At 61.0% G+C, this 18,493-nt stretch carries 18 protein-coding genes and 1 tRNA gene; 12 read left to right on the top strand and 7 right to left on the bottom strand.

Features of this window, described 5'->3' with window-relative positions; genetic code table 11:
* The first annotated feature begins 33 nt into the window (after positions 1 to 33).
* Positions 34 to 110 (top strand) — tRNA-Met (locus ACXYL9_RS09680).
* 178 nt (positions 111 to 288) lie between these two features.
* Positions 289 to 1,542: a tyrosine-type recombinase/integrase gene (locus ACXYL9_RS09675; RefSeq protein WP_224800986.1), complete on the top strand. Its 1,254-nt coding sequence runs from the start codon at positions 289 to 291 to the stop codon at positions 1,540 to 1,542.
* A 7-nt stretch (positions 1,543 to 1,549) separates the two neighbouring features.
* Here ACXYL9_RS09675 and ACXYL9_RS09670 read toward each other — a convergent pair whose 3' ends face one another.
* Together ACXYL9_RS09670 and ACXYL9_RS09665 are read right to left on the bottom strand one after the other, a co-directional pair.
* Complete coding sequence (locus ACXYL9_RS09670; RefSeq protein WP_224800987.1) at positions 1,550 to 1,753, bottom strand: DUF5818 domain-containing protein; 204 nt, start codon at positions 1,751 to 1,753, stop codon at positions 1,550 to 1,552.
* Complete coding sequence (locus ACXYL9_RS09665; protein ID WP_212451818.1) at positions 1,750 to 2,334, bottom strand: lytic transglycosylase domain-containing protein; 585 nt, start codon at positions 2,332 to 2,334, stop codon at positions 1,750 to 1,752. Before ACXYL9_RS09665 ends, ACXYL9_RS09670 begins: the two co-directional genes overlap by 4 nt.
* Before the next feature lie 146 nt (positions 2,335 to 2,480).
* Here ACXYL9_RS09665 and ACXYL9_RS09660 point away from each other — a divergent pair, with 146 nt between their 5' ends.
* From ACXYL9_RS09660 to ACXYL9_RS09650, 3 genes are all read left to right on the top strand, one after another.
* Positions 2,481 to 3,395: a DUF7146 domain-containing protein gene (locus ACXYL9_RS09660; RefSeq protein ID WP_212451816.1), complete on the top strand. Its 915-nt coding sequence runs from the start codon at positions 2,481 to 2,483 to the stop codon at positions 3,393 to 3,395.
* A 75-nt stretch (positions 3,396 to 3,470) separates the two neighbouring features.
* Positions 3,471 to 7,718, top strand: a complete 4,248-nt coding sequence (locus ACXYL9_RS09655; protein WP_212451815.1) for a strawberry notch family protein — start codon at positions 3,471 to 3,473, stop codon at positions 7,716 to 7,718.
* Positions 7,719 to 7,822: 104 nt separating this feature from the next.
* Positions 7,823 to 9,796 (top strand): ParB/RepB/Spo0J family partition protein, encoded by a 1,974-nt coding sequence (locus ACXYL9_RS09650; protein WP_212451814.1) that lies wholly within the window; start codon positions 7,823 to 7,825, stop codon positions 9,794 to 9,796.
* Between the two features lie 140 nt (positions 9,797 to 9,936).
* Here the strand turns inward: ACXYL9_RS09650 and ACXYL9_RS09645 are convergent, their stop codons facing one another.
* The 4 genes from ACXYL9_RS09645 to ACXYL9_RS09630 are packed head-to-tail and all read right to left on the bottom strand — an operon-like array spanning position 9,937 to position 12,917.
* Positions 9,937 to 10,998: a CBASS cGAMP-activated phospholipase gene (locus tag ACXYL9_RS09645; protein ID WP_278016128.1), complete on the bottom strand. Its 1,062-nt coding sequence runs from the start codon at positions 10,996 to 10,998 to the stop codon at positions 9,937 to 9,939.
* Positions 10,961 to 11,461, bottom strand: a complete 501-nt coding sequence (locus ACXYL9_RS09640) for a hypothetical protein (protein ID WP_212451808.1) — start codon at positions 11,459 to 11,461, stop codon at positions 10,961 to 10,963. The genes ACXYL9_RS09645 and ACXYL9_RS09640 overlap by 38 nt, the downstream gene beginning before the upstream one ends.
* On the bottom strand, positions 11,446 to 12,678 hold the full coding sequence (locus ACXYL9_RS09635; RefSeq protein WP_212451806.1) for a nucleotidyltransferase domain-containing protein: 1,233 nt from the start codon (positions 12,676 to 12,678) through the stop codon (positions 11,446 to 11,448). The genes ACXYL9_RS09640 and ACXYL9_RS09635 overlap by 16 nt, the downstream gene beginning before the upstream one ends.
* Positions 12,679 to 12,695: 17 nt before the next feature.
* Complete coding sequence (locus tag ACXYL9_RS09630; protein WP_212451804.1) at positions 12,696 to 12,917, bottom strand: DUF2188 domain-containing protein; 222 nt, start codon at positions 12,915 to 12,917, stop codon at positions 12,696 to 12,698.
* Between the two features lie 155 nt (positions 12,918 to 13,072).
* Here ACXYL9_RS09630 and ACXYL9_RS09625 point away from each other — a divergent pair, with 155 nt between their 5' ends.
* The 7 genes from ACXYL9_RS09625 to ACXYL9_RS09595 all read left to right on the top strand — a co-directional run bounded on the left by ACXYL9_RS09625 (position 13,073) and on the right by ACXYL9_RS09595 (position 18,088).
* A complete protein-coding gene (locus ACXYL9_RS09625; protein WP_278016126.1) occupies positions 13,073 to 13,399 on the top strand; it encodes a helix-turn-helix domain-containing protein in 327 nt (108 codons plus the stop codon).
* 1 nt (position 13,400) lies between these two features.
* The gene (locus ACXYL9_RS09620) at positions 13,401 to 14,306 is read left to right on the top strand and encodes an ImmA/IrrE family metallo-endopeptidase (RefSeq protein ID WP_278016125.1); all 906 of its coding nucleotides are present in this window, start codon (positions 13,401 to 13,403) and stop codon (positions 14,304 to 14,306) included.
* Between the two features lie 227 nt (positions 14,307 to 14,533).
* The gene (locus ACXYL9_RS09615; RefSeq protein ID WP_212451799.1) at positions 14,534 to 15,463 is read left to right on the top strand and encodes an ArdC family protein; all 930 of its coding nucleotides are present in this window, start codon (positions 14,534 to 14,536) and stop codon (positions 15,461 to 15,463) included.
* An 11-nt stretch (positions 15,464 to 15,474) separates the two neighbouring features.
* Positions 15,475 to 15,915: a hypothetical protein gene (locus ACXYL9_RS09610; RefSeq protein WP_212451797.1), complete on the top strand. Its 441-nt coding sequence runs from the start codon at positions 15,475 to 15,477 to the stop codon at positions 15,913 to 15,915.
* Positions 15,916 to 16,134: 219 nt separating this feature from the next.
* A complete protein-coding gene (locus tag ACXYL9_RS09605) occupies positions 16,135 to 17,070 on the top strand; it encodes a DUF2493 domain-containing protein (protein ID WP_212451795.1) in 936 nt (311 codons plus the stop codon).
* Between the two features lie 70 nt (positions 17,071 to 17,140).
* The gene (locus tag ACXYL9_RS09600) at positions 17,141 to 17,410 is read left to right on the top strand and encodes a hypothetical protein (protein WP_212451793.1); all 270 of its coding nucleotides are present in this window, start codon (positions 17,141 to 17,143) and stop codon (positions 17,408 to 17,410) included.
* 279 nt (positions 17,411 to 17,689) lie between these two features.
* Entirely contained in the window at positions 17,690 to 18,088 is a 399-nt protein-coding gene (locus ACXYL9_RS09595) for a single-stranded DNA-binding protein (protein WP_278016124.1), read from the top strand.
* Positions 18,089 to 18,166: 78 nt separating this feature from the next.
* Here the strand turns inward: ACXYL9_RS09595 and ACXYL9_RS09590 are convergent, their stop codons facing one another.
* Positions 18,167 to 18,421: a DUF6437 family protein gene (locus ACXYL9_RS09590; RefSeq protein WP_212451789.1), complete on the bottom strand. Its 255-nt coding sequence runs from the start codon at positions 18,419 to 18,421 to the stop codon at positions 18,167 to 18,169.
* Positions 18,422 to 18,493: the final 72 nt, after the last annotated feature.

The following is an 18,493-nucleotide window of genomic DNA, read 5'->3' as shown; positions in this document are numbered from 1 at the left end:
TGAGGCTGCTATGCCTCGCAGATGCCTCTATGGGGCGGAGTAGCTCAGGTGGTTAGAGCAGCGGAATCATAATCCGCGTGTCGGGGGTTCGAGTCCCTCCTCCGCTACCAATCTCGAATCCGCATGGGTTCGCTTGCTTCCGCATACATCCGTAAACTTCAATTAAAACAGAATGATGTGAGTGATTCGCGTCCGCTTGCGTGCGCATGCATTCGCTTGAAGCCGGATTTGGTGTGGGGGTATTTTGGGGGTATTTTCCGGGGGTAGCGAAAAGGAGCGATACCCCCAATGGCCTTGAGTGAGATTCAGATCAAAAAAGCGAAGGCGGCTGAGCGTCCATACAAGCTTGCGGATGGGGAGGGATTATTCCTCCTGGTGCAAAAGAACGGCTCGAAGCTCTGGCGGCTGAAATACCGGTACCACGGGAAGGAGAAGCTGCTTTCTTTCGGTGCCTACCCCGAAGTCGGAATAGCGGCCGCAAGAGAACTCAAGAGAGCTGCCAAGGGTGTGCTGGCCGAAGGCAGGGACCCGATGGTTCACAAACCGGGTCGGGACTTCGAAGAGGCTAAGACCTTCAGGGCGATTGCCACCATGTGGCATGAGAACAGAGCAAGTAGTCTCAATCCCGCCCATGCGAAGCGCGTGTGGTCGCGGATGGAGCAGGACGTGCTTCCTGTCTTAGGCGAGCTCATGATGCATGAGATAACTCCACCAGAAGTCCTGAAGGTCATTCGGAAGATCGAGGAGCGCGGCGCGCTCGACATCAGTCGACGGGCCAAGCAATGCATTGGTCAGGTATTCCAGTTCGCGATTGCCAGCGGACTTTGCGATTCCGATCCAACGGCGCATCTTCGGGGGGCTTTGAAGCCACGTCCTCGGGTCAAGCATATGGCGAAGCTGCCTCTGGCACAGCTACCCGAACTCATCATCAAGATGGAGCGATACCAGGAAGAGGGTGAGAGACGATCCGAAATTACGCGGGCGGCATTGACCTTTGCTCTTCTTACATGGGTCCGGACCAAGGAACTCCGGTTCGCCAAGAAGCACGAGTTTGAAGGTCTAGTCGGAGATTTACCAGTTTGGCGCATTGGCGCTGATCGGATGAAAATGGGCCGCGAGCATATCGTGCCTTTGTCGCGACAAGCCGCTTCTCTTGCTCAAGATATGATCAGCAAGTCCGAAGGCGAATACGTCTTTCCAGGCCAGAAGCCCAAGATGCCGCTTTCCGAGAATACGATGATCTATGGCCTCTATCGCCTCGGTTACCACGGGCGACAAACTGTTCACGGCTTCAGGGGTCTGGCGAGCACCTGGGCGAATGAGCAGCTGGTCGAGGTCGGCGAACCACCGATGTGGATCCGCAGATATCATGAAGACTGGGTCGAACTGCAATTGGCACACAGCGAAGAGAACGAGGTTCGCGGGGCATACAATGCTGCCGAATATCTCGCTCCCCGTCGTGCAATGCTGCAGGATTGGGCAGACTTCCTCGATTCCATCGGCGGCAAAGCGCAAAACATTGCTGTTTTGAGAGCCGCTTGACCTGCTCCTAGGCGGGCACCTGCCCCAGCCATTCGACGCGAAGGCGGTCGAACCCGACAACGATACCCTCTGCGGTAACCTCAAATCCAAAGTCGTTGTTTGAGGGTTCGTAGTCTTCGAGAACCCAATGATCTCCGGCATCGGTTACAATTACGGCTCCCCGAGGAAGGTGCTCGAGCCGTCCGCTGATCCTTTTCCGATTCGTAGTCATATCGAACCGTATGCCATCCATCGGTCGATAACGCTCTTCACATATCCAGGTGTTTCACGATTTTTCGGTATTCCGCCGGCTCGCGACACGGCGCCGGGACCAGCATTGTATGCGGCCAGCGCGAGATGGATCGCACCGAAGCGCTCTAGCATCTGCTTCAGATACCGCGCGCCGCCATCGATGTTCTCAGCCGGATCGTGGCGATTGCTGACACCAAGTTCTCTTGCCGTTCCCGGCATGAGTTGAGCGAGCCCAGCGGCGCCAGCCGGACTGATTGCCATCGGGTTGAACCGCGATTCCTGCCAAATCAGGGCCTGAAGCAGTCGAGGCGGCAATTGGTATCGCGCTTCAGCTTGCCGGATGAGTGGCTCATACAAGGCTTCCTTGAAGCTTCTATCGATATAGGCCGCGCCGCCATCTGGCTTGCCCAAGTGGATTGCAGTCGGGTTGAAAGCGCGCCCTTTGTCGTTTGTAACCTCAACTGTGCCGAGGTCATGGTCGAAGACCTGAAACTCCTGCGCGTGCGCGGATCCCGAAATCGCAATCGCGAGCGCACCGCAACCGCAAGCCACCAGAGACATTCGCATTGAATTACCTTTCACGTTGCCTCGATCCGCAAGAGAACATAAATAGAACAAATGGGTGTAGGAAAACGTTTTTTTTGCAAGTTTATCCGAGAGGAGAGGGGTTCGTCTGGAGGGGGCAATTGTGAGGCGATGGAGCCGGTATGCCTGTTTCGAATTCAACCCTGTCACGTACCTCGCTTGAGGACACCGCCCGCAACATCTGCGAAAGCCGAGGGGGCAAATGGTCAGGCACAAAGGGGATGGCGTGCTGTCCCGCGCATGATGACCGCACACCTTCGCTCGGCGTGACGCTCGGCCGAAAGGCTATTCTCTTCCATTGCTTTGCGGGCTGCGATCAACAGAGCGTGCTTTCCGCAATGGCGCGCGAAGGTTTCGAGGTGGCCAGGTTTTTCTCGGGTTCTTCGGCCGAGGATCAGATCGAGCCAACAAGGCTACGCACACCCTCGGCAGCAGCGTTGAGGATCTGGCGCGAAGCGGAACCATTGGGTGCCAGTCCGGCGAAGGCCTACCTCGAGAGCCGCGGCATCCTGGCCGCATCTTCAGCTCTTCGCTTTCATCCGCAAACGCCGCTCGGGCCGAAAGGACAGGCCCGCTTTCTTCCCGCTATGATTGCGGCGGTCAGCCTCGATGAGGGGCCGATCGCGATCCACCGCACGTTTTTGTCCACCGAGGCTTCAACCAAGGCCACCTTCGACAAGCCAAAGCGCGCGCTTGGCTCGCTCGGTGAAGCTGCTGTCCGTCTCTTTGCTCCGGTTTCCGGGAAGCTCGGCCTTGCCGAGGGGATCGAGAGCGCGTTGTCAGCCTATGCGCTCACCGGCATTCCCGTTTGGGCGACCCTTGGGAATGAGCGTTTCGGTCTCGTAAGCATTCCCGAGAGTGTGACCGAGCTTCATCTGTTCGTCGATCATGATGCTGGCGGCGAGCTGGCCGCCTCGCGTGGCCTCGGAGCCTACGCGCAGGAAGGGCGGACGATCCAAGTCCGCAAGCCACATCCAAGCGATACCGACTGGAACGATGAACTCATAGCATGGCTGCGCCGCAAAGCGGCGCGTTAGAGGAGAGAGGGCTTCTCGATTTCTTGATCCGGCAGAGGGCGTGTCCCGATGCCCCCATCAGGAGGACGAATTGCCATGTTTCAATCAGACCTGTTTCCCGCCGGCGAGCAGTTGCCGTCCATACCCTTGGCCTATGCCATTGGCACCCGAGTTGCCGCGCTTCTTGCTTCGGGTCGTCATCTTACCCGTACCGACATTTCCGGGCTGTTCGCCGAAGAGACCGGTGTTCTCGACTGGGGAGGTGCCTGGACGATCGACGACTACAACAGCGCGGTCGAGATCGGCGCACTACTCTGGCTTCGAGAGTCCTCACGGATCGATCTGGCGACGAATGTACACGAAGCCGAAGCGCGGTTCGACTGGCTCGAAGCAGCTTTGCCGCCGCGGCACGTGCGCAGCGAAGCACAGGTCGAGCTCCAACAGTTCTCGACCCCGCCAATGCTGGCCTGGCTGATGGCGAAGGCCGCAGCAGTTGCTGCGCAAGACACGCTTCTCGAACCATCCGCCGGTAATGGCGCCCTTGCGCTTTGGGGCAGCGTCCAGAACGCTTCGCTGCTCCTCAACGAGATCGATCCGGCAAGACGAGACTGCCTCGGCCACATCTTCCCCGCAGCCGCGATCACCACGTATGACGGGGAGCTGATCGCCGACCTGGTGCGCGGCCCTGTTCCGTCGGTCGTGCTGATGAACCCGCCATTCGCCCGCAGCCAGGAACGCGGCAAGGACGGTGAGACCGCCATGCGTCACCTGCGCGGTGCGATCCGAGTGGCTGCAAATGGGGCGAGGATAGTCGCCATCATGCCCGAAGGCTTCGATGCTTCCGCTTTCGCCAAAGCACAGGACGAAACGTCGCTCGTGCTCAATGTCCGCTTGGAGCAGATGTTTCGCCGGACAGGGACGGGGATTGCCGTTCGACTGGTCGTGTTCGACAAGACGCCGACTGCGGCTTCGCCCGCGATCACCGGAGATACTGCCGACCTGATCGCGCTCCACGAGCTTATCACTGCGCTTCCGCCCCGTGCGCAGACATCCGCCAACATCCATCGCCTGCCAGTCGGCAAGCCAGTGCGCCTCGTTTGCAAGACTTCGACCCAAAGCGCGCCGGTTCGGCCGGTGGCGCCGTTCGCCGCGACACCAGCAGCCAGCGCGAATGCGATCGACCTTGCCTATTCGGTCCTCGCCGACCCCGCGCCTGTGCCCGAACAGGCAGGCATCTACCTGCCTTACCGGCCCAGCCGCATCGCCTTCGAAGATGCGCCGGTCCATCCCACCCCGCTCGTGGAATCGGTCGCCATGGGTTCGGTCGCGGCACCGCAGCCCGATGTTTGCCCGCGCCTTCCCGCAGGTTGGCAGGCCGATGGCCTGCTGTCCGAAGCGCAATGCGAGACACTCGTTTACGCTGCCCAGGCATTTTCGCGTGATCTTCCAGGTCAGTTCAAGGTCAGCCAGGAAGCCACCTCGCTGGAGCTGTCCGAAGATGGGCACACCTACCGGCAGGGCTTCTTCCTTGGCGACGGGACCGGAGCGGGCAAGGGACGGCAGATCGCAGCGGTCATCATGGACCGCTGGCTCGCAGGCGAGCGCCGGCATGTCTGGATCACCAAGAACGAGGCGCTGCTCGAAGATGCACGCCGCGACTGGGAAGCGCTTGGCGGACTACCGCTCGATCTCCAGCCGCTCTCGCGCTGGAAACTCGGCCAGCCCGTAACGATGTCCGAAGGCATTCTCTTCGTCACCTATCCGACGCTGCGCTCGGGCCGCGCCGAGGATACGCGGCTCGACCAGATCCTTGCCTGGGCGGGCGAGGATTTCGACGGCGTGATCGCTTTCGACGAAGCCCATGCGATGGCTAATGCGCTCGGGGGCTCTTCAATCCGCGGCAAGGTCAAGGGCTCTGAACAAGGGATGGCGGGCGTCAGGCTGCAGAACCACTTGCCGCGCGCCCGCGTGCTTTACGCGTCTGCCACTGGCGCTTCGGATATCGCCAACCTCGGTTACACTTCCCGCCTCGGCCTTTGGGGACCCGAGACCGCTTTTCCGACCCACGAGGCATTCATGACCGAGATCCGCGCTGGCGGCGTCGCGGCGATGGAGCTCGTCGCCCGTGATCTCAAGGCCCAGGGCCTCTATCTTGCCCGTGCGCTGTCCTTCGCCGGGGTCGAGTACGACATCCTCGAACATAGCCTGACCGAAGCACAGGTACGGATCTACGATGCCTATGCTGATGCCTGGGCGATCATCCACCGCAACCTCGAAGCTGCGCTCGAAGCAACCCGCGTGGTCGACGAGGACAGCGGCGACACGCTCAACCGCAATGCCAAGGCTGCGGCGCTATCGATCTTCGAAGGCACCAAGCAGCGCTTCTTTGCCCAGCTCCTGCTTTCGATGAAATTGCCGAGCCTGATCCCCGCGATGGAAGTAGCGCTTGGCGAAGAGAATTCGGTTGTCGTGCAGCTGGTCTCGACCGCCGAGGCCATGCTCGACCGGCGCCTTGCCGACCTTACCGTGGAAGAACGCGAAGCTCTCGATATCGATCTGTCCCCGCGTGAATACGTCATCGACTACCTTACGAAGAGCTTCCCGATACGATTGATGCAGGTATTCGCCGACGAGGACGGCAATCTTCGCTCCGAGGCGATGAGCGACGGAGAGGGCAATCCCGTTTTCTGCCCGCGCGCCATTGCTGTGCGCGATGCGCTGATCGAACAGCTTTGCGCACTGCCGCCCATCGCCACTGCGCTCGATGCGATTATCGAACATTTCGGAACCGACGCCGTGGCCGAAGTCACGGGCCGGACCCGCAGGCTTGTACTGGGCCGCGATGGTGAGCAGCGCCTCGAACGGCGTAGCCCCAGCGCCAATGTCGCCGAAGCCCAAAGCTTCATGGAAGGGATCAAGCGCATCCTGGTCTTCTCGGATGCGGGCGGCACGGGGCGATCCTATCATGCCGACCTCGGCTGCCGAAACCAGCAGCGCAGGGTTCATTTCCTGCTCGAGCCGGGCTGGCGCGCGGACAACGCCATCCAGGGTCTTGGTCGTACCAACCGCACCAACCAGGCCTCGGCCCCGCTGTTTCGGCCGGTAACCACCGACGTAAAGGGCGAACGCCGATTCATCTCAACCATTGCGCGAAGGCTCGACGCATTGGGCGCGCTGACGCGCGGCCAGCGCCAGACGGGCGGTCAGAACCTGTTCGACCCGGCCGACAATCTCGAAAGCGACTATGCGCGCGACGCGCTCAGCCGCTGGTTCCAGCTGCTCTATGACGGCAAGCTCGAAGCCACGAGTTTCGGGAATTTTGTCGAGCGTACGGGTCTCCGGCTCGAAAACCCCGATGGCGGGCTGACCGACAATCTCCCGACGATTCAGCGTTGGCTCAACCGCATTCTCGCGCTGCCGATCGCGCTCCAGAACGCCATATTTGATGAATACCTTGGTCTCGTCGAAGCGCGGATCGAAGCCGCGCGCGAGGCCGGAACGCTCGACCAGGGACTGGAAACCGTCAGGGTTGATCGTTTCAATGTCCTGGCAGATGAACTCCTGCGCACCGATCCCGTGACCGGAGCCGAGACCCGTCTCGTCTCGCTCGAAATGACGAGGCACCTTCGGCCTCTGCGATTGCAGCGCCTGGTGCGGATGCACGAGATCGGCAGCCCGCACGCTATCCCGATGCGCAATACGCGCTCGGGCAAGGTCGCCCTCTCGGTTCCTGCCCGGCGCCTTATCGCTGACGACGGGGCCGTGATCGAACGTCGGCGCCTTCTGCGACCGCTCAAGTCCGCGAACTGGACACTTGAGGCACTCGGTGAGAGCCACTGGGAAGAAATTGGCGTCACTGCGTTCACCAGCGCCTGGAGGACCGAGGAAGAAGAGGCGGCCAAATCACCGGTTACCGAGCGCGTCCATCTCGCCACCGGACTGCTGCTCCCGGTCTGGAAGCGCCTCCCCGGCGATCATGTCCGCGTCACCCGGCTCGTTGCCGAGGACGGCCAGTCGATCATCGGCCGCGAAGTGCTCGATGTCGATCTCGCTGCAATCGCCGATACCTTTGGCCTTTCCGGGGTTACCGGACCATCGGCAGAGCAGATCGGCGACCTCGTCCTCGCCAGCGGCAAACCGCTGTGCCTCGCAAGCCACGACTCCCTGACTGTGAAGCGCTCGCTGGTCGGCGGCGAACAGCGCCTTGAACTGACCGGGTTCTCGCCCGACCGGCTCGACTGGTACAAGAACAAGGGCTGCTTCACCGAGATCATCCGCTACCGCACGCGGCTGTTCGTCCCGGTGTCGAAAGCCTCTTTGATCCTTCCCGCGCTTGCCGCCTGATCCCTCGGGCAGACCCCATTCTCAGAATGAGAGTGGAGGGAGCCCTTTGGGCTTGTGGGCCTCGTGATCCTCACCTGCGCCTTCAATCCATCAGGAGAACACCTATGATCCAGTCGATTCCCTTGAAGAAGCTCGTCCCGAGCCCGCGCAACGTTCGCAAGTCGAGCGACGTGCTGGCCGACCTCCAGCTGCGGGCAGACATTGCTGCGCGCGGCCTGCTGCAGAACCTCGTCGTGCGCAAAGGAAAGCGCGGCAAGTTCGAAGTCGAGGCCGGCGGTCGCCGTCTCACCGCGCTGCAGGCGCTGGCCGAAGAGGGCACCTTGCCCGAGAACCACGAGGTCACCTGCCTCGTCATCGAAGGCGAAGAAAGCGAAGTGCGCGAAGCCAGTCTTGCTGAGAACTTCCAGCGCCTCGCGATGAACCCCGCCGACGAGGCGCAGGCCTTCGCCTCCATCATCGAGGCAGGGGCTACCACCGAAGACGTGGCGCGCCGCTTCGGCCTCACCGTCCGGTTCGTCGAAGGGCGTCTGCGCCTGGCAAGTCTCGCGCCTTGCGTCTTCGAAGCGCTCGCCGAAGGCACGATCACGCTCGACATGGCCAAGGCCTACGGCGCGATTTCCGACGTCGAGCGCCAGGCGCATGTCTATGCTGAGCTGCAGCACGCCTGGTACCAGATCACGCCCGACACGATCCGCCGCATGGTGCTCGATGCCACGGTGCGCGGTTCCGATCCGCGAGCTGTGCTAGTCGGACGCGATGCCTATCTCGACGCAGGTGGTCGGATCGAGCGCGAACTGTTCGACGATGATGCCAGCGAGAGCTGGATCGATGTCGCGCTGCTCGAGGACCTCGCGCACAAGGCCATGGACGAAGCCGCAGAAAAGGCCGCGCTCGAATATGGCCTTGCCTGGGTGCGCCCGACCCTTGGCAACTACGTCAGCCATGACCTCGTCGAAGGTCTGAGCCGTCTGCCTTGCGACCCTGCGCCGATGACCGAACAGGAAGCTCAGGAACTCGGCGAGCTCGAGGCCGACTACGACCGCGTCGCCGCTGTGCTCGAAGACGAGGACAGCGACGAGGACGAGGTCGCCAAGGCCGAGAAGGAACTAGTGGTGATCGACCGTGCCATGCGCGTGCTCAATGACCGGCCGCCGGTACTCGCCGACGAACTGAAACCGGAGGCCGGCGCCTTCCTCGTCCTCTCGCGCAATGGCGAGCCGACCCTGGTCCCGCAGTTCTACACCGAGACCGAGGTCATCGCTGACGAAGGCGTGGTCGAGGCCATTGAAGAGAGCGGTGCGGCTAAGCCCAAGGGGAGCTCGCTTTCCCAGCGCCTGCTCGACGAACTCGCAATGCAGCGCCGCGACATCCTGGCAATCCATCTCGCCAACGACCCGGCACTAGCGCTCGACTTCATGGTCTTCACGCTCGCCGATGCCGATGGGCACGACTGGCGCGCCAAGAAAGCGTCGACCCTCGTTGGCTCGGTCGCGTCCGGGCCTATCACCGGGTTCGAGGCGAAGGATGCGCCGGCGAGTGCCGCGCTTGCCGAGTTCGCCGGGTCGCTCGATGAAAACTGGCGTGCGGGTGAAAGCGATGTCGAGCGGTTCGCGAAATTCCGAGCGCTTTCCGACGAGGCGCGCTCAGCATGGCTTGGCCATGTCGTCTCGCGCACTCTGGTTGCCAGCCTTGCCTGCGAAGGCGAACGATCGGTGCCGATGCACGAGGCACTCGGCTCGCTCCTCGAAATCGAGACCGCGCATTGGTGGCGTCCCACGGCGAAAAACTACTTCGACCGGGTGGCTAAGGCGCGCACGCTCGAAGCGCTCGACGCCGCCGGCGGTCCCGAACTGGTCAGTCGTTATGCCGCATCGAAGAAGGCTGAGCTTGCGAGCGCTGCCGAACGCATCTTCTCGGGCAACTTCATTGGCGAGCCCGAGGTCAAGGAACGGGCGCAGGCTTGGGTTCCGCCGATCATGCGGTTCAACGATTCTGAAGAAGTCGAATTGGCCGACCACGACGGAGACGAGGCGGTCAACGCCGAAGGAACTGACGAGATTGCCGAGCAGGCAGCCTGACCCCTCCTGACAGGTCCAGGTCACTCGGCAGGCGGTCCGTCCCTCTCGGGACGGGCCGCCATCTGGATGTTAAAATCTGAGCCGCATTTGGGCTGGAAGCCCTCGGTCAGCTTCGGCTTCGCTCACCGAATAGTCGGCCATTAGCCCGCTCGCGAGCCATGAAATGCTTCATAAGGATCGACAGGCACTGCGAAAAAGCGCTGGCTAACAACCTCGTCAAAAGTGCTCGCCAAGGGCGCAGCAAGTGGAAGCAGAACTTGTTTGGCGCGATAATAATCGTCGAGCTCGATGGGGTTATCAGGCATCAGGGGCGCGTCAATTCTCACGAGTTGGTCGCGACCAATGAGAAGTCCTGCTTGACCAAGCGCGTTCTGGCTAGCAAGCCGCATTGCCGACGAGATGACCTCTTTCCAGTGCCATAGTCCGCCGAGCCGGACCTGATCATCTGAGATAAGCATCTCGGACTCGCCACAGCCGAGCGACAGAATCTGGACTTGGCGCCGATTGAGATCATGGCAGCTTAGCGCATCGACTAGCGCAACCATAACAGGATTGTTCGCCCAGACGCCTCCGTCGGCAAAGCGCCGCTCCCCATTCCTATAGACGGAGAAGAAAGTCGGCGCCGCGGAGGTTGCGAGTGCGGCTGTCACCATTTCCTCGCGCCAGTCGAGTTTGAAGTCGGGGTGGTGCGGTGTCTTGAAGATGTGGACCTCGGTGAAGCCATCGAATGCCGGTATGCACAAACGGCAGTGCGCATCGCCGATTTGCCGCTCGCCGAACAGCTTGCGTAGCTCGCGTTCGAGTGGACCACGCTCATACTGGTAGCGAGTCAACGAATGGAAAAAGCGAAGGCCCGATTTAAGCCTGCTAAAAGGGGGGCGGATTGGCGGAAATATTGCTTCGCCATGATCGAGGTAGAGCTTGAGGATTTCGCTTGCGCGCATTCCAATTGACAGGCCGAGGGCAATGATACCACCTGTAGACGTCCCGGCGATTAGGTCGAAATATTCGCCTGCCGAGCGGCCATCCAAGTGGCGAGATTCAAACTCTGCCAAAAGAGCAGCCGGCAGGATGCCGCGAATCCCGCCGCCGTCGATCGAGAGAATGCGGAAGGGCTTGTCGGTAGGCCAGGGCAATTGCACCCGCTGCTCGACTAATGTGCCGTCAGACCGCCGCGATGGCCTTTTTGTTTGCAATGCCATCTTGCTCCTCTCGTGTCGGGTGCCGACCGCCGCCGCGCCATGACTTAGTCGCGAGCCAACCCTCATAGAAGAAGAGGTAGCGCGAACTCCACGGCACCGTCGTCTCGGCGAGCAGATCGCTCGGAGTCCACTCGCGATTATAGGCGTCGAACAGGCAGAGATAAGGCAGCCTTGGTTCGTCGCGGTTCACATAGACGTGGGGGACAGGGCCTTCCTCATAGTCTGAATGCCGTTCGAGAACGGGATCGAGAATCTGAACGCGCGGTTGAACCTGCAGCAGCGAGAAGGCCTCGATCGCCAACGGCACACGATAGCCGATCCGAACCGTGTAAAAGCGCTGGAGAGGTTGCAGACGTCCCTGCCAGACAGCGTATCGATCGGCGCGCTCGATGACCTTGAAGCCGGGCCAGCGCTCGGCCATCGCGGCAATCTGATTCTCGATGCTGATCAGTCCGGGATGCATCCGCCACCCATGTTGGTACTGGCGCGCGCGGCTGTGCTGGTCGCAGCGCCGATGATGGCGGGCGCGCCGGTAAGGATGCGTCCGGTCGTTCCGAAGCGCATCGCGCCGCGTTCGGCTTCGCGCCGGCTTGCATCGAGAAAGCGTTCGACCGCGAAGCCCGCCGCCGTCTCGCCAAACAGGTCATCGAGGATGGTCCGCATTTCGGTCAGATTTGCGTTGTCGCTGCGAAGGCGACCAAGCTGCCGCTGCAGATGATCGAGATCACGCATATAAACGTTCTGCGCGGCGACCTCCCTAGGCCATCGATCTGTGAAGATATCCTCCGGGAAGGAGGGGTTGCGTACGACCAAGGTGTCAAACCGGCGAACGTGATCCTGAAGCTGGCCACTGATGTGCGAGGCAATATTGACGACCTCGTCAACCAGCCCGGACTGCGCCGGACCGCTATCCAGAGCCATAGCCGCGAGCACTACCGACGGCGGCTTCCGACCATCGCGCGAGCGGTAGCGGACATCGCGATTCCGCTTCAGCAACTGGAGCGCCACGACGCGCGAGGATTTTTCCGAGAGCGGAACGCGACCGGGTAGCGGGTCGGTTTCGGCCTTCGCGACCACGCCATCCGATATCTGGCGACGGGCGTCGAACATCGTCGCGAAAACCGGATCGAACGCCACCTCACGATTGAAATAATCGGCGAAGCCCCAAGGATTGACCGTCTTGTGGTAGGTTTCGGCGGTCTCTTGGCGCCAGTGAAAAAGATGGCCAGCCTTCAGGGGCGTTTGGTCGAGCCGGGCGATCGGCATGAGATCGACGCGTGTGCCGTCTTCATAGGTTACGGTGACGCAGCGGCTGTTGAGGGTCACCCGCCCATGATAACGGCTGCCTTCCTCACCGTTGATCGCAACGAAAAGGGTCGCCAGCACGCCCGACGGCTCACTGAACGGCGAAATATCGAGTTCGATCACGACGTCGACATCGTGCTGATCTTTCGAGACGCGCGATGCGATCGCGGTTCCGGTCGCGAAACTACCGCCCGGATAGCAGGCGATCACCTTCCCGTGGAGCGGGCTGTCGGGCCGATCCACATGGGCGCAGAGCGCCTGATAATGCTGTTCGGCTTCGTCATGCTTGGTGGGCGAGAGCTGGATGCGGCGCGCGACGTCCATCAGGAGAGCATCGGCGGCCGAAGGCGGCAAGATCGGCTTCTGGTACGTCATTTCAGGGCTCCCTTGGTTCAGCCTTCGGGCGGGAATTCGTCGCGGCCATGACTGTCACGCGCGCGAATTCGGCCGTTGCGGCCATGGATGAGAAGTTCGGATTCCTGATTGCGGGCGATCTCGCGACCGCGGGCAATCGCCTCAGCCTGTGTCCGGTGAACGGACGACGCACGCTGGCCTCCGGCCGGCTGAACGGCCCAGCCACGACGGTGGGGTGTAATATGCTGGTTACGACTCATGAGCGATTCCTTGTCTGATTGGCCCGACAAAATCGTAAGATATACCGAACGACGCTCTAGGTCAACTGACCGGACGAAAACGTTCGTTTGACCGAACGATTGTTGATTCCTATGAGGGTGTCCGCATGATAGGATGCGTGAAAGGAAATCGGTCAATGTCCTTGGCGACGAAGCTTCAGAAACTTCGCACTGCAAAGCGACAGTCGCTTCAGGATGTCGCGGACGCCATCGGCGCATCGAAAGCGCACGTCTGGGAACTGGAGAAGGGCACCGCCAAGAATCCGTCGATCGAGCTCGTCCGGAAGCTCGCCGATCATTTCGGCGTTTCGATTGCCAGCCTTGTTGGAGAGGCTCCCGACGAAGGCAGCGACGAAGAACAATTGCTCGTCATGTATCGCGACCTGAAATCGCTCGATACGAAGGAGCGCGAGCTGATCGAAGACATTATCAAAGGGATGCAGAAGCGCCGAACCGGGGGGTAGGATGGAGATTGATCGGATCGAACTCGCGGACTGCGGTTCGCCGGAAAAGATCATCGCTGAAATCATGCGGCAGGTGCCCGACATGCCGATCCCGGTGCCGATTGAGGAATTGGCCGAGGCGGTCGGCATCACCGATATCCATCGGCTGGAAACAGCCAGCTTCGAAGGTGGACTTGTTACACAGCCCGAACGCGCGAGTGGCGTCATCCTGGTCAACAGCAAGGGCTCGGTGCAGCGCCAGCGCTTCACTATCGGGCACGAACTCGGACATTATCTTATTATCGCGCACCAGCCCGCGCGCGCCGGTCAGTTCACATGCTCGAAAGCCGATATGGCGATCCGTGAGGCGGACCGTGACAATCGTGCGCGGCGGATGGAGTTGGAGGCAAATCGGTTCAGTGCGGGCATGCTCATGCCGCTCGCGCACTTCAAACCCGATATGCGCAATCTGGGGACACCAGCGCTGGAGCATGTGTTCACGCTGGCCACGCGCTACAATATGAGTAACGAAGCGACCGCTCTTCAATATGTGCAGTACAATGATGCCGTTTGCGCGGTTATCATTTCGAAGGATGATGTCGTCCGGCGAATCTACAAGCCCAGCCGTTTTCCTTTCATTGATGTTCGGATCGGGACCCGGCTGCCCACACCTTCACTCGCCGCGCGCCTGTCCAATGGTCAGCAATCCGATTGGGATGACGTGAGCGCCGGAGTGTGGCTCGCTCTTTCGACAGAAGGTCCTCACCCATCCCTGCAGGAACAAGCTTATCGCCTGCACAACGGATGGATGATGACGTTGCTCATTCATACTGATCAGGACGAAGAGGAAGATGGCGAGGGTGGGATTTCCGATGCATTTGACGTGTGGGAGAACCCTCGATTTCCATCACGAAGTCGGCGGCGGTGAATGAAGCCGACCCAGGATTTTCTGGACCAAGTAGTGGGCGCGATCGTCGAAGCCATCACAAGTAGCGGACATAGCTGCAACGAAAGCGAAGATCATTCTTGGTTGACCTTTACGCATCCCTCTAATGTTCAATGAGGACGCATAGCCGTAATCATTAAACGAGAGGGGAGAGAGCTTTGCTTTTCCTGAACCGGGACATGCCCGTCCCGGCGTTCAGGAGAACTCCCATGACCAAATCCCGCCGCACTGCCTCTGCTTCGCCAGCCCAGCGCATTACCGCGGCCATCATCGAAAAGCTCGAGCAAGGGACAAAGCCGTGGGTAAAGCCGTGGCGCGGCGTGCCAGTCTCCCGTCCTTTGCGTTCTTGCGGAACGCCCTATCGCGGAATGAATACCTTCTGGCTGTGGATGGTGGCCGATGGCTGTGGCTACACTTCGCCATACTGGATCACCTACCGCCAGTGCCATAAGCTTGGTGGACAGGTCCGCAAGGGCGAGAAATCGACCATCGCAATCTTCTACAAGAGCTACACCAAGGAGGTCGAAAACGCCGAAGGCGAGGCCGACACCGAAAACCGGCGCGTGCTTAAGGCCTATGCCGTGTTCAACGCTGACCAGTGCGATGGCCTCCCCGAGTTCTATCATCCCAAGCCATTCATTGCTGCGCTTGATCCCGAAGGAGGCGAAGACCGGCTCGATGCCTTCTTTGCCCATATTGGCGCAGACCTGCGGCATCATGGTGCTCATGCCTACTACGAGCCGATGCGCGACCGGGTCACCATGCCGCCAACCGAACTGTTCGAAGCGTATGACCACTATTACGCGACGCTCGCGCACGAGCTGTCGCACTGGACGGGACATTCCTCGCGGCTCGATCGCGATCTCAAGAACCGCTTTGGCAGCGACGCCTATGCTGCCGAAGAACTGATCGCCGAACTCTCGTCGGCAATCCTCGGAGCCGAACTGGGTCTTCCGGTCACCCACCTCGACCATCACGCCAGCTACATCGCATCTTGGCTCAAGATCCTCAAATCGGACGAGCGCGCGATCCTCACTGCTGCGGCCAAGGCCGAGGAAGCGGCAAGCCTGCTGCTCAAACTGGGTGGTTGCCAATCCCACGAAAGCAAGCCCGACATCAATCTCGCTGATGCAGCCTGAGGAGCAGAGAGATGGGACGTTCAGTCAGCTATCCGACCGGCTCCGTGGTAGCCTTTCGCCTGCTTTATGATGGCGAAGACGAAGATGTCGACTGGGCCTACGAGTGCCTCGTCGACGAGATCATCTATACCACGAAGGCGGCCTTTCCTTCCTTTGAACGCTTCGATGGATGGCGCGGCCGCGAGGATCGCATCCTCCTGCGAAACGCCTTCGCCGATTGCGGCATATCGACCTATTGCGGTCTCGCGGCGATCTGGCTCGTAGAGCGCGATGACGCTCGCTACTGGGAAGCCGATTTCTACAACCCGCGAAGGGCAAGGGCACGGCACTGGCTCGGCCAGGTGTCGGGACGGTTCATCGACCTGTTCGGTGAGCTGCGCTTGGTCGGTCGGTTCTCGAATGGCGAAGCGATCTTCGAGCGCTCCCGATCTGCTTGCGACACCGTGCCCTGATCCTGCCTCATCCCTGCCCGCCGGGAAAGGCCCTTGGGCCGGTCGGAGCGCGCCGCAACCTGCGGCCCGTCGGCCCGTGTTGCCCGCGCCAGCCTAGGGCCGCAGGTTTCCCGCTACGCGGTGCGTCTCGCCCCTTTTCCCGGCCCTGATCGGGCTCCGGCGGACAGGGCCGAGGCAATGGTGCCTCCTCTCCTTGTCCCCGCGATCAGGAGACACCCCATGTACGACAGCTTCATCGACCAGTTGAGCGGCCTCGACCTTTCAGGCCTCAGCATCAGGCCAGCCCCCTTCAACGAGACCGACTTTCCCTGCGAGGATGCGATCGACCAGACGCTTGGTGCCGTATGGTCCGACCTCTTCGCGATGTTTTCCGACACGGCCCTGGAAGCAGATGCCGAGGATATTGCCTGGGGCGTGGTCAATCTCTTTCACCGCGCAGCCAGCCGCAAGTCGGCTCAACTTGACCGGGCCGGCGACGAGATCCGGGTCCTCCTCGCATCAGCCGACGGGTCCGAAGTGCATTCGAGCAATCTTGAAGAGCAGGTTGAGCGTGCGCAGGCTGCCGAAGCCAGCATGCTTGCCTTTGAGCAGATGCGCGAGGCGGCGGCAGCACTTTACCGCGACGAGACCGGTTCCTCGTGGAAGCCCGTTTCCGGCTCGCGTGCGAGCCATTCGCGCCATCTCACGTCGGCTGTTATCGATGCCCGCGATTTCCTCCGCGCACGTGCTGAGAAGCGGCGTCACGCTCTGATTCCGGAAGGAATTCCGGTCCTCTTCGCCGGTGGTCGCCAGAGCTTCGAGAGCGCCGAGGATGCGAAGCGATATGCTGACAATATCTGGGCAACGCTGGACAAGGTTCGCGATGCGGTTCCAGATCTCTTCCTGGTCCATGGCGGCGATGGCAAGGGTGCAGATCGCCTCGCAGCGAGCTGGGCCGAGCGCCGCGAGGTGCAGCAGCTGACCTATTCGCTCGATCGTCGGCTTGGTGCCCGCGCCGGCTTCAAGCGCAACGAGCAAATGCTTGCGCTCAATCCGCGTTACGTCGTCGCCTTTCCGGGAAATGGCGTGACCGAACGGCTCGTCATCGATGCCAAGGCACGCCGGATCACGGTGGTCGATCGCCGCGGCCTCTTGGGCACCTCTCCCGGGTCCTGAGTGGGCATTCATCATCAGCATCGTAAACGTCTGCATGTGCATCCGGCATCGACCCGACTATGGACCGGTCATGCAACTTGACGATCTGCTGCAGCGCTACTTTGCCACCACCGACCTCTCCGGGGTTTCTCCCGACACCTTTGCAGCCGGCATTGAGCATTGCCGGGTCGATCTCGGCCTTGAGGACGACCGGGGCAAGCGCTTTGCACTGTGGTCGTTCCTGCACATGTTTGGGTCTGCCCCCGATCTCGACGTTGCGTTCGAAAACGAGGAAGACCGGGAAGCAGCCCGCAACTTCATGGATCTCCTGGCGGCATCGGAAGGCGATGGAGCAGGCTGATTGCAGCAGGGTATTGGCACCTTCAGGCCCGCACCCGATACCCATCCGGCTTTCTTCGCGAACAGTCCTGAATCAGGTCAGCTGAGGACAGCAACCCGTTCCTTGCCGGCCGTGTTGGCAGCTGCGCTGCCTGCCCGCACCACCCGTCATGAACAGGTTCCCCTTCGGCCCCCAGACGATGTCTGCTGGCCTGCGGTGCAGTCCTCCCATGCCCTGCTTCTTCTGGATGTTCGCAAGCCGGAGATGGTCTCCGGTTTGAGGAACCGAAGGACTTACACCATGACCAATATCGCAATCCTCACCGGCCGCATCGCCCGCGATCCGGATACCCGCGAGACCAAGGGCGGCACCAATGTCACCGGGATCACCGTCGTCACCGATCGCCCAGCACGCGACAAGGACGGCAAGACCTACAAGGACGAGAACGGCTACACCGCCAAGGAAAGCGAGTTCCACCGGGTGACCTGCTTCAATGGCCTCGCCAAGACCGTCGGCCAGTACTGCACCAAGGGCCAGCTGGTCAGCGTCCAGGGCCGTATCCACTACACCCAGTGGGAGGACAAGGACGGGGTCACGCGCTACGGTACCGAGATCCTCGCGGACAAGGTCGATTTCCTCTCCCGCGGCAGTGGTTCGAGCGACGACAACGAGAACACCGACGCTCCCGAGATCGACTGAACTCTCCCGTCGGTCTCCCTCCCGAAGGGGTCCTGTCCTACCGGACAGGGCCCCTTCTTACTGTTCCTACTCTCCGGTTCACTGTTCGGTAGGAGAAGATGAGCGAGCCGGTGGAAGCAGCCTCTGCAGAGATGCTTCTTCGCCGAGCTTTCCAAGTTCTCCGGCAACTCTTGCGAGCGCCTTCTTCGAGAAGGTCTCAAGTCCTGTTCCCAATATGATGCGGCCCAGTTCTAGGGCGGCTTGCTCCTCAAGTTGTTTCTGGCGCTCGGCAAGTGCCAGCCGGTCGGCCTCGAGTTTCCGGAGTGCTGCGACAGCGCTTCGTTTGGTTGGCATCGGGGTTCCTTTCCTGCACCCCTCGGTGGATCCTCCCTTCGATCAACATGCACCCGGGCACAGCCTGTAGGA

The sequence above is a fragment of the Qipengyuania sp. CAU 1752 genome, from assembly GCF_054482615.1.
Note: the sequence above shows the minus strand (reverse complement) of the source record. Positions and strands in the feature narration are given on the sequence as shown.

Bases quoted from the DNA above. Each gene is read 5' to 3' on its own strand.
- ACXYL9_RS09630 (WP_212451804.1), bottom strand. From the start codon at position 12,917: ATGAGTCGTAACCAGCATATTACACCCCACCGTCGTGGCTGGGCCGTT.
- ACXYL9_RS09650 (WP_212451814.1), top strand. From the start codon at position 7,823: ATGATCCAGTCGATTCCCTTGAAGAAGCTCGTCCCGAGCCCGCGCAAC.
- ACXYL9_RS09670 (WP_224800987.1), bottom strand. From the start codon at position 1,753: ATGACTACGAATCGGAAAAGGATCAGCGGACGGCTCGAGCACCTTCCT.
- ACXYL9_RS09635 (WP_212451806.1), bottom strand. From the start codon at position 12,678: ATGACGTACCAGAAGCCGATCTTGCCGCCTTCGGCCGCCGATGCTCTC.
- ACXYL9_RS09615 (WP_212451799.1), top strand. From the start codon at position 14,534: ATGACCAAATCCCGCCGCACTGCCTCTGCTTCGCCAGCCCAGCGCATT.
- ACXYL9_RS09640 (WP_212451808.1), bottom strand. From the start codon at position 11,461: ATGCATCCCGGACTGATCAGCATCGAGAATCAGATTGCCGCGATGGCC.
- ACXYL9_RS09675 (WP_224800986.1), top strand. From the start codon at position 289: ATGGCCTTGAGTGAGATTCAGATCAAAAAAGCGAAGGCGGCTGAGCGT.
- ACXYL9_RS09665 (WP_212451818.1), bottom strand. From the start codon at position 2,334: ATGTCTCTGGTGGCTTGCGGTTGCGGTGCGCTCGCGATTGCGATTTCG.
- ACXYL9_RS09620 (WP_278016125.1), top strand. From the start codon at position 13,401: ATGGAGATTGATCGGATCGAACTCGCGGACTGCGGTTCGCCGGAAAAG.
- ACXYL9_RS09600 (WP_212451793.1), top strand. From the start codon at position 17,141: ATGCAACTTGACGATCTGCTGCAGCGCTACTTTGCCACCACCGACCTC.
- ACXYL9_RS09590 (WP_212451789.1), bottom strand. From the start codon at position 18,421: ATGCCAACCAAACGAAGCGCTGTCGCAGCACTCCGGAAACTCGAGGCC.
- ACXYL9_RS09645 (WP_278016128.1), bottom strand. From the start codon at position 10,998: ATGGCATTGCAAACAAAAAGGCCATCGCGGCGGTCTGACGGCACATTA.
- ACXYL9_RS09605 (WP_212451795.1), top strand. From the start codon at position 16,135: ATGTACGACAGCTTCATCGACCAGTTGAGCGGCCTCGACCTTTCAGGC.
- ACXYL9_RS09595 (WP_278016124.1), top strand. From the start codon at position 17,690: ATGACCAATATCGCAATCCTCACCGGCCGCATCGCCCGCGATCCGGAT.
- ACXYL9_RS09660 (WP_212451816.1), top strand. From the start codon at position 2,481: ATGCCTGTTTCGAATTCAACCCTGTCACGTACCTCGCTTGAGGACACC.
- ACXYL9_RS09625 (WP_278016126.1), top strand. From the start codon at position 13,073: ATGTCCTTGGCGACGAAGCTTCAGAAACTTCGCACTGCAAAGCGACAG.
- ACXYL9_RS09610 (WP_212451797.1), top strand. From the start codon at position 15,475: ATGGGACGTTCAGTCAGCTATCCGACCGGCTCCGTGGTAGCCTTTCGC.
- ACXYL9_RS09655 (WP_212451815.1), top strand. From the start codon at position 3,471: ATGTTTCAATCAGACCTGTTTCCCGCCGGCGAGCAGTTGCCGTCCATA.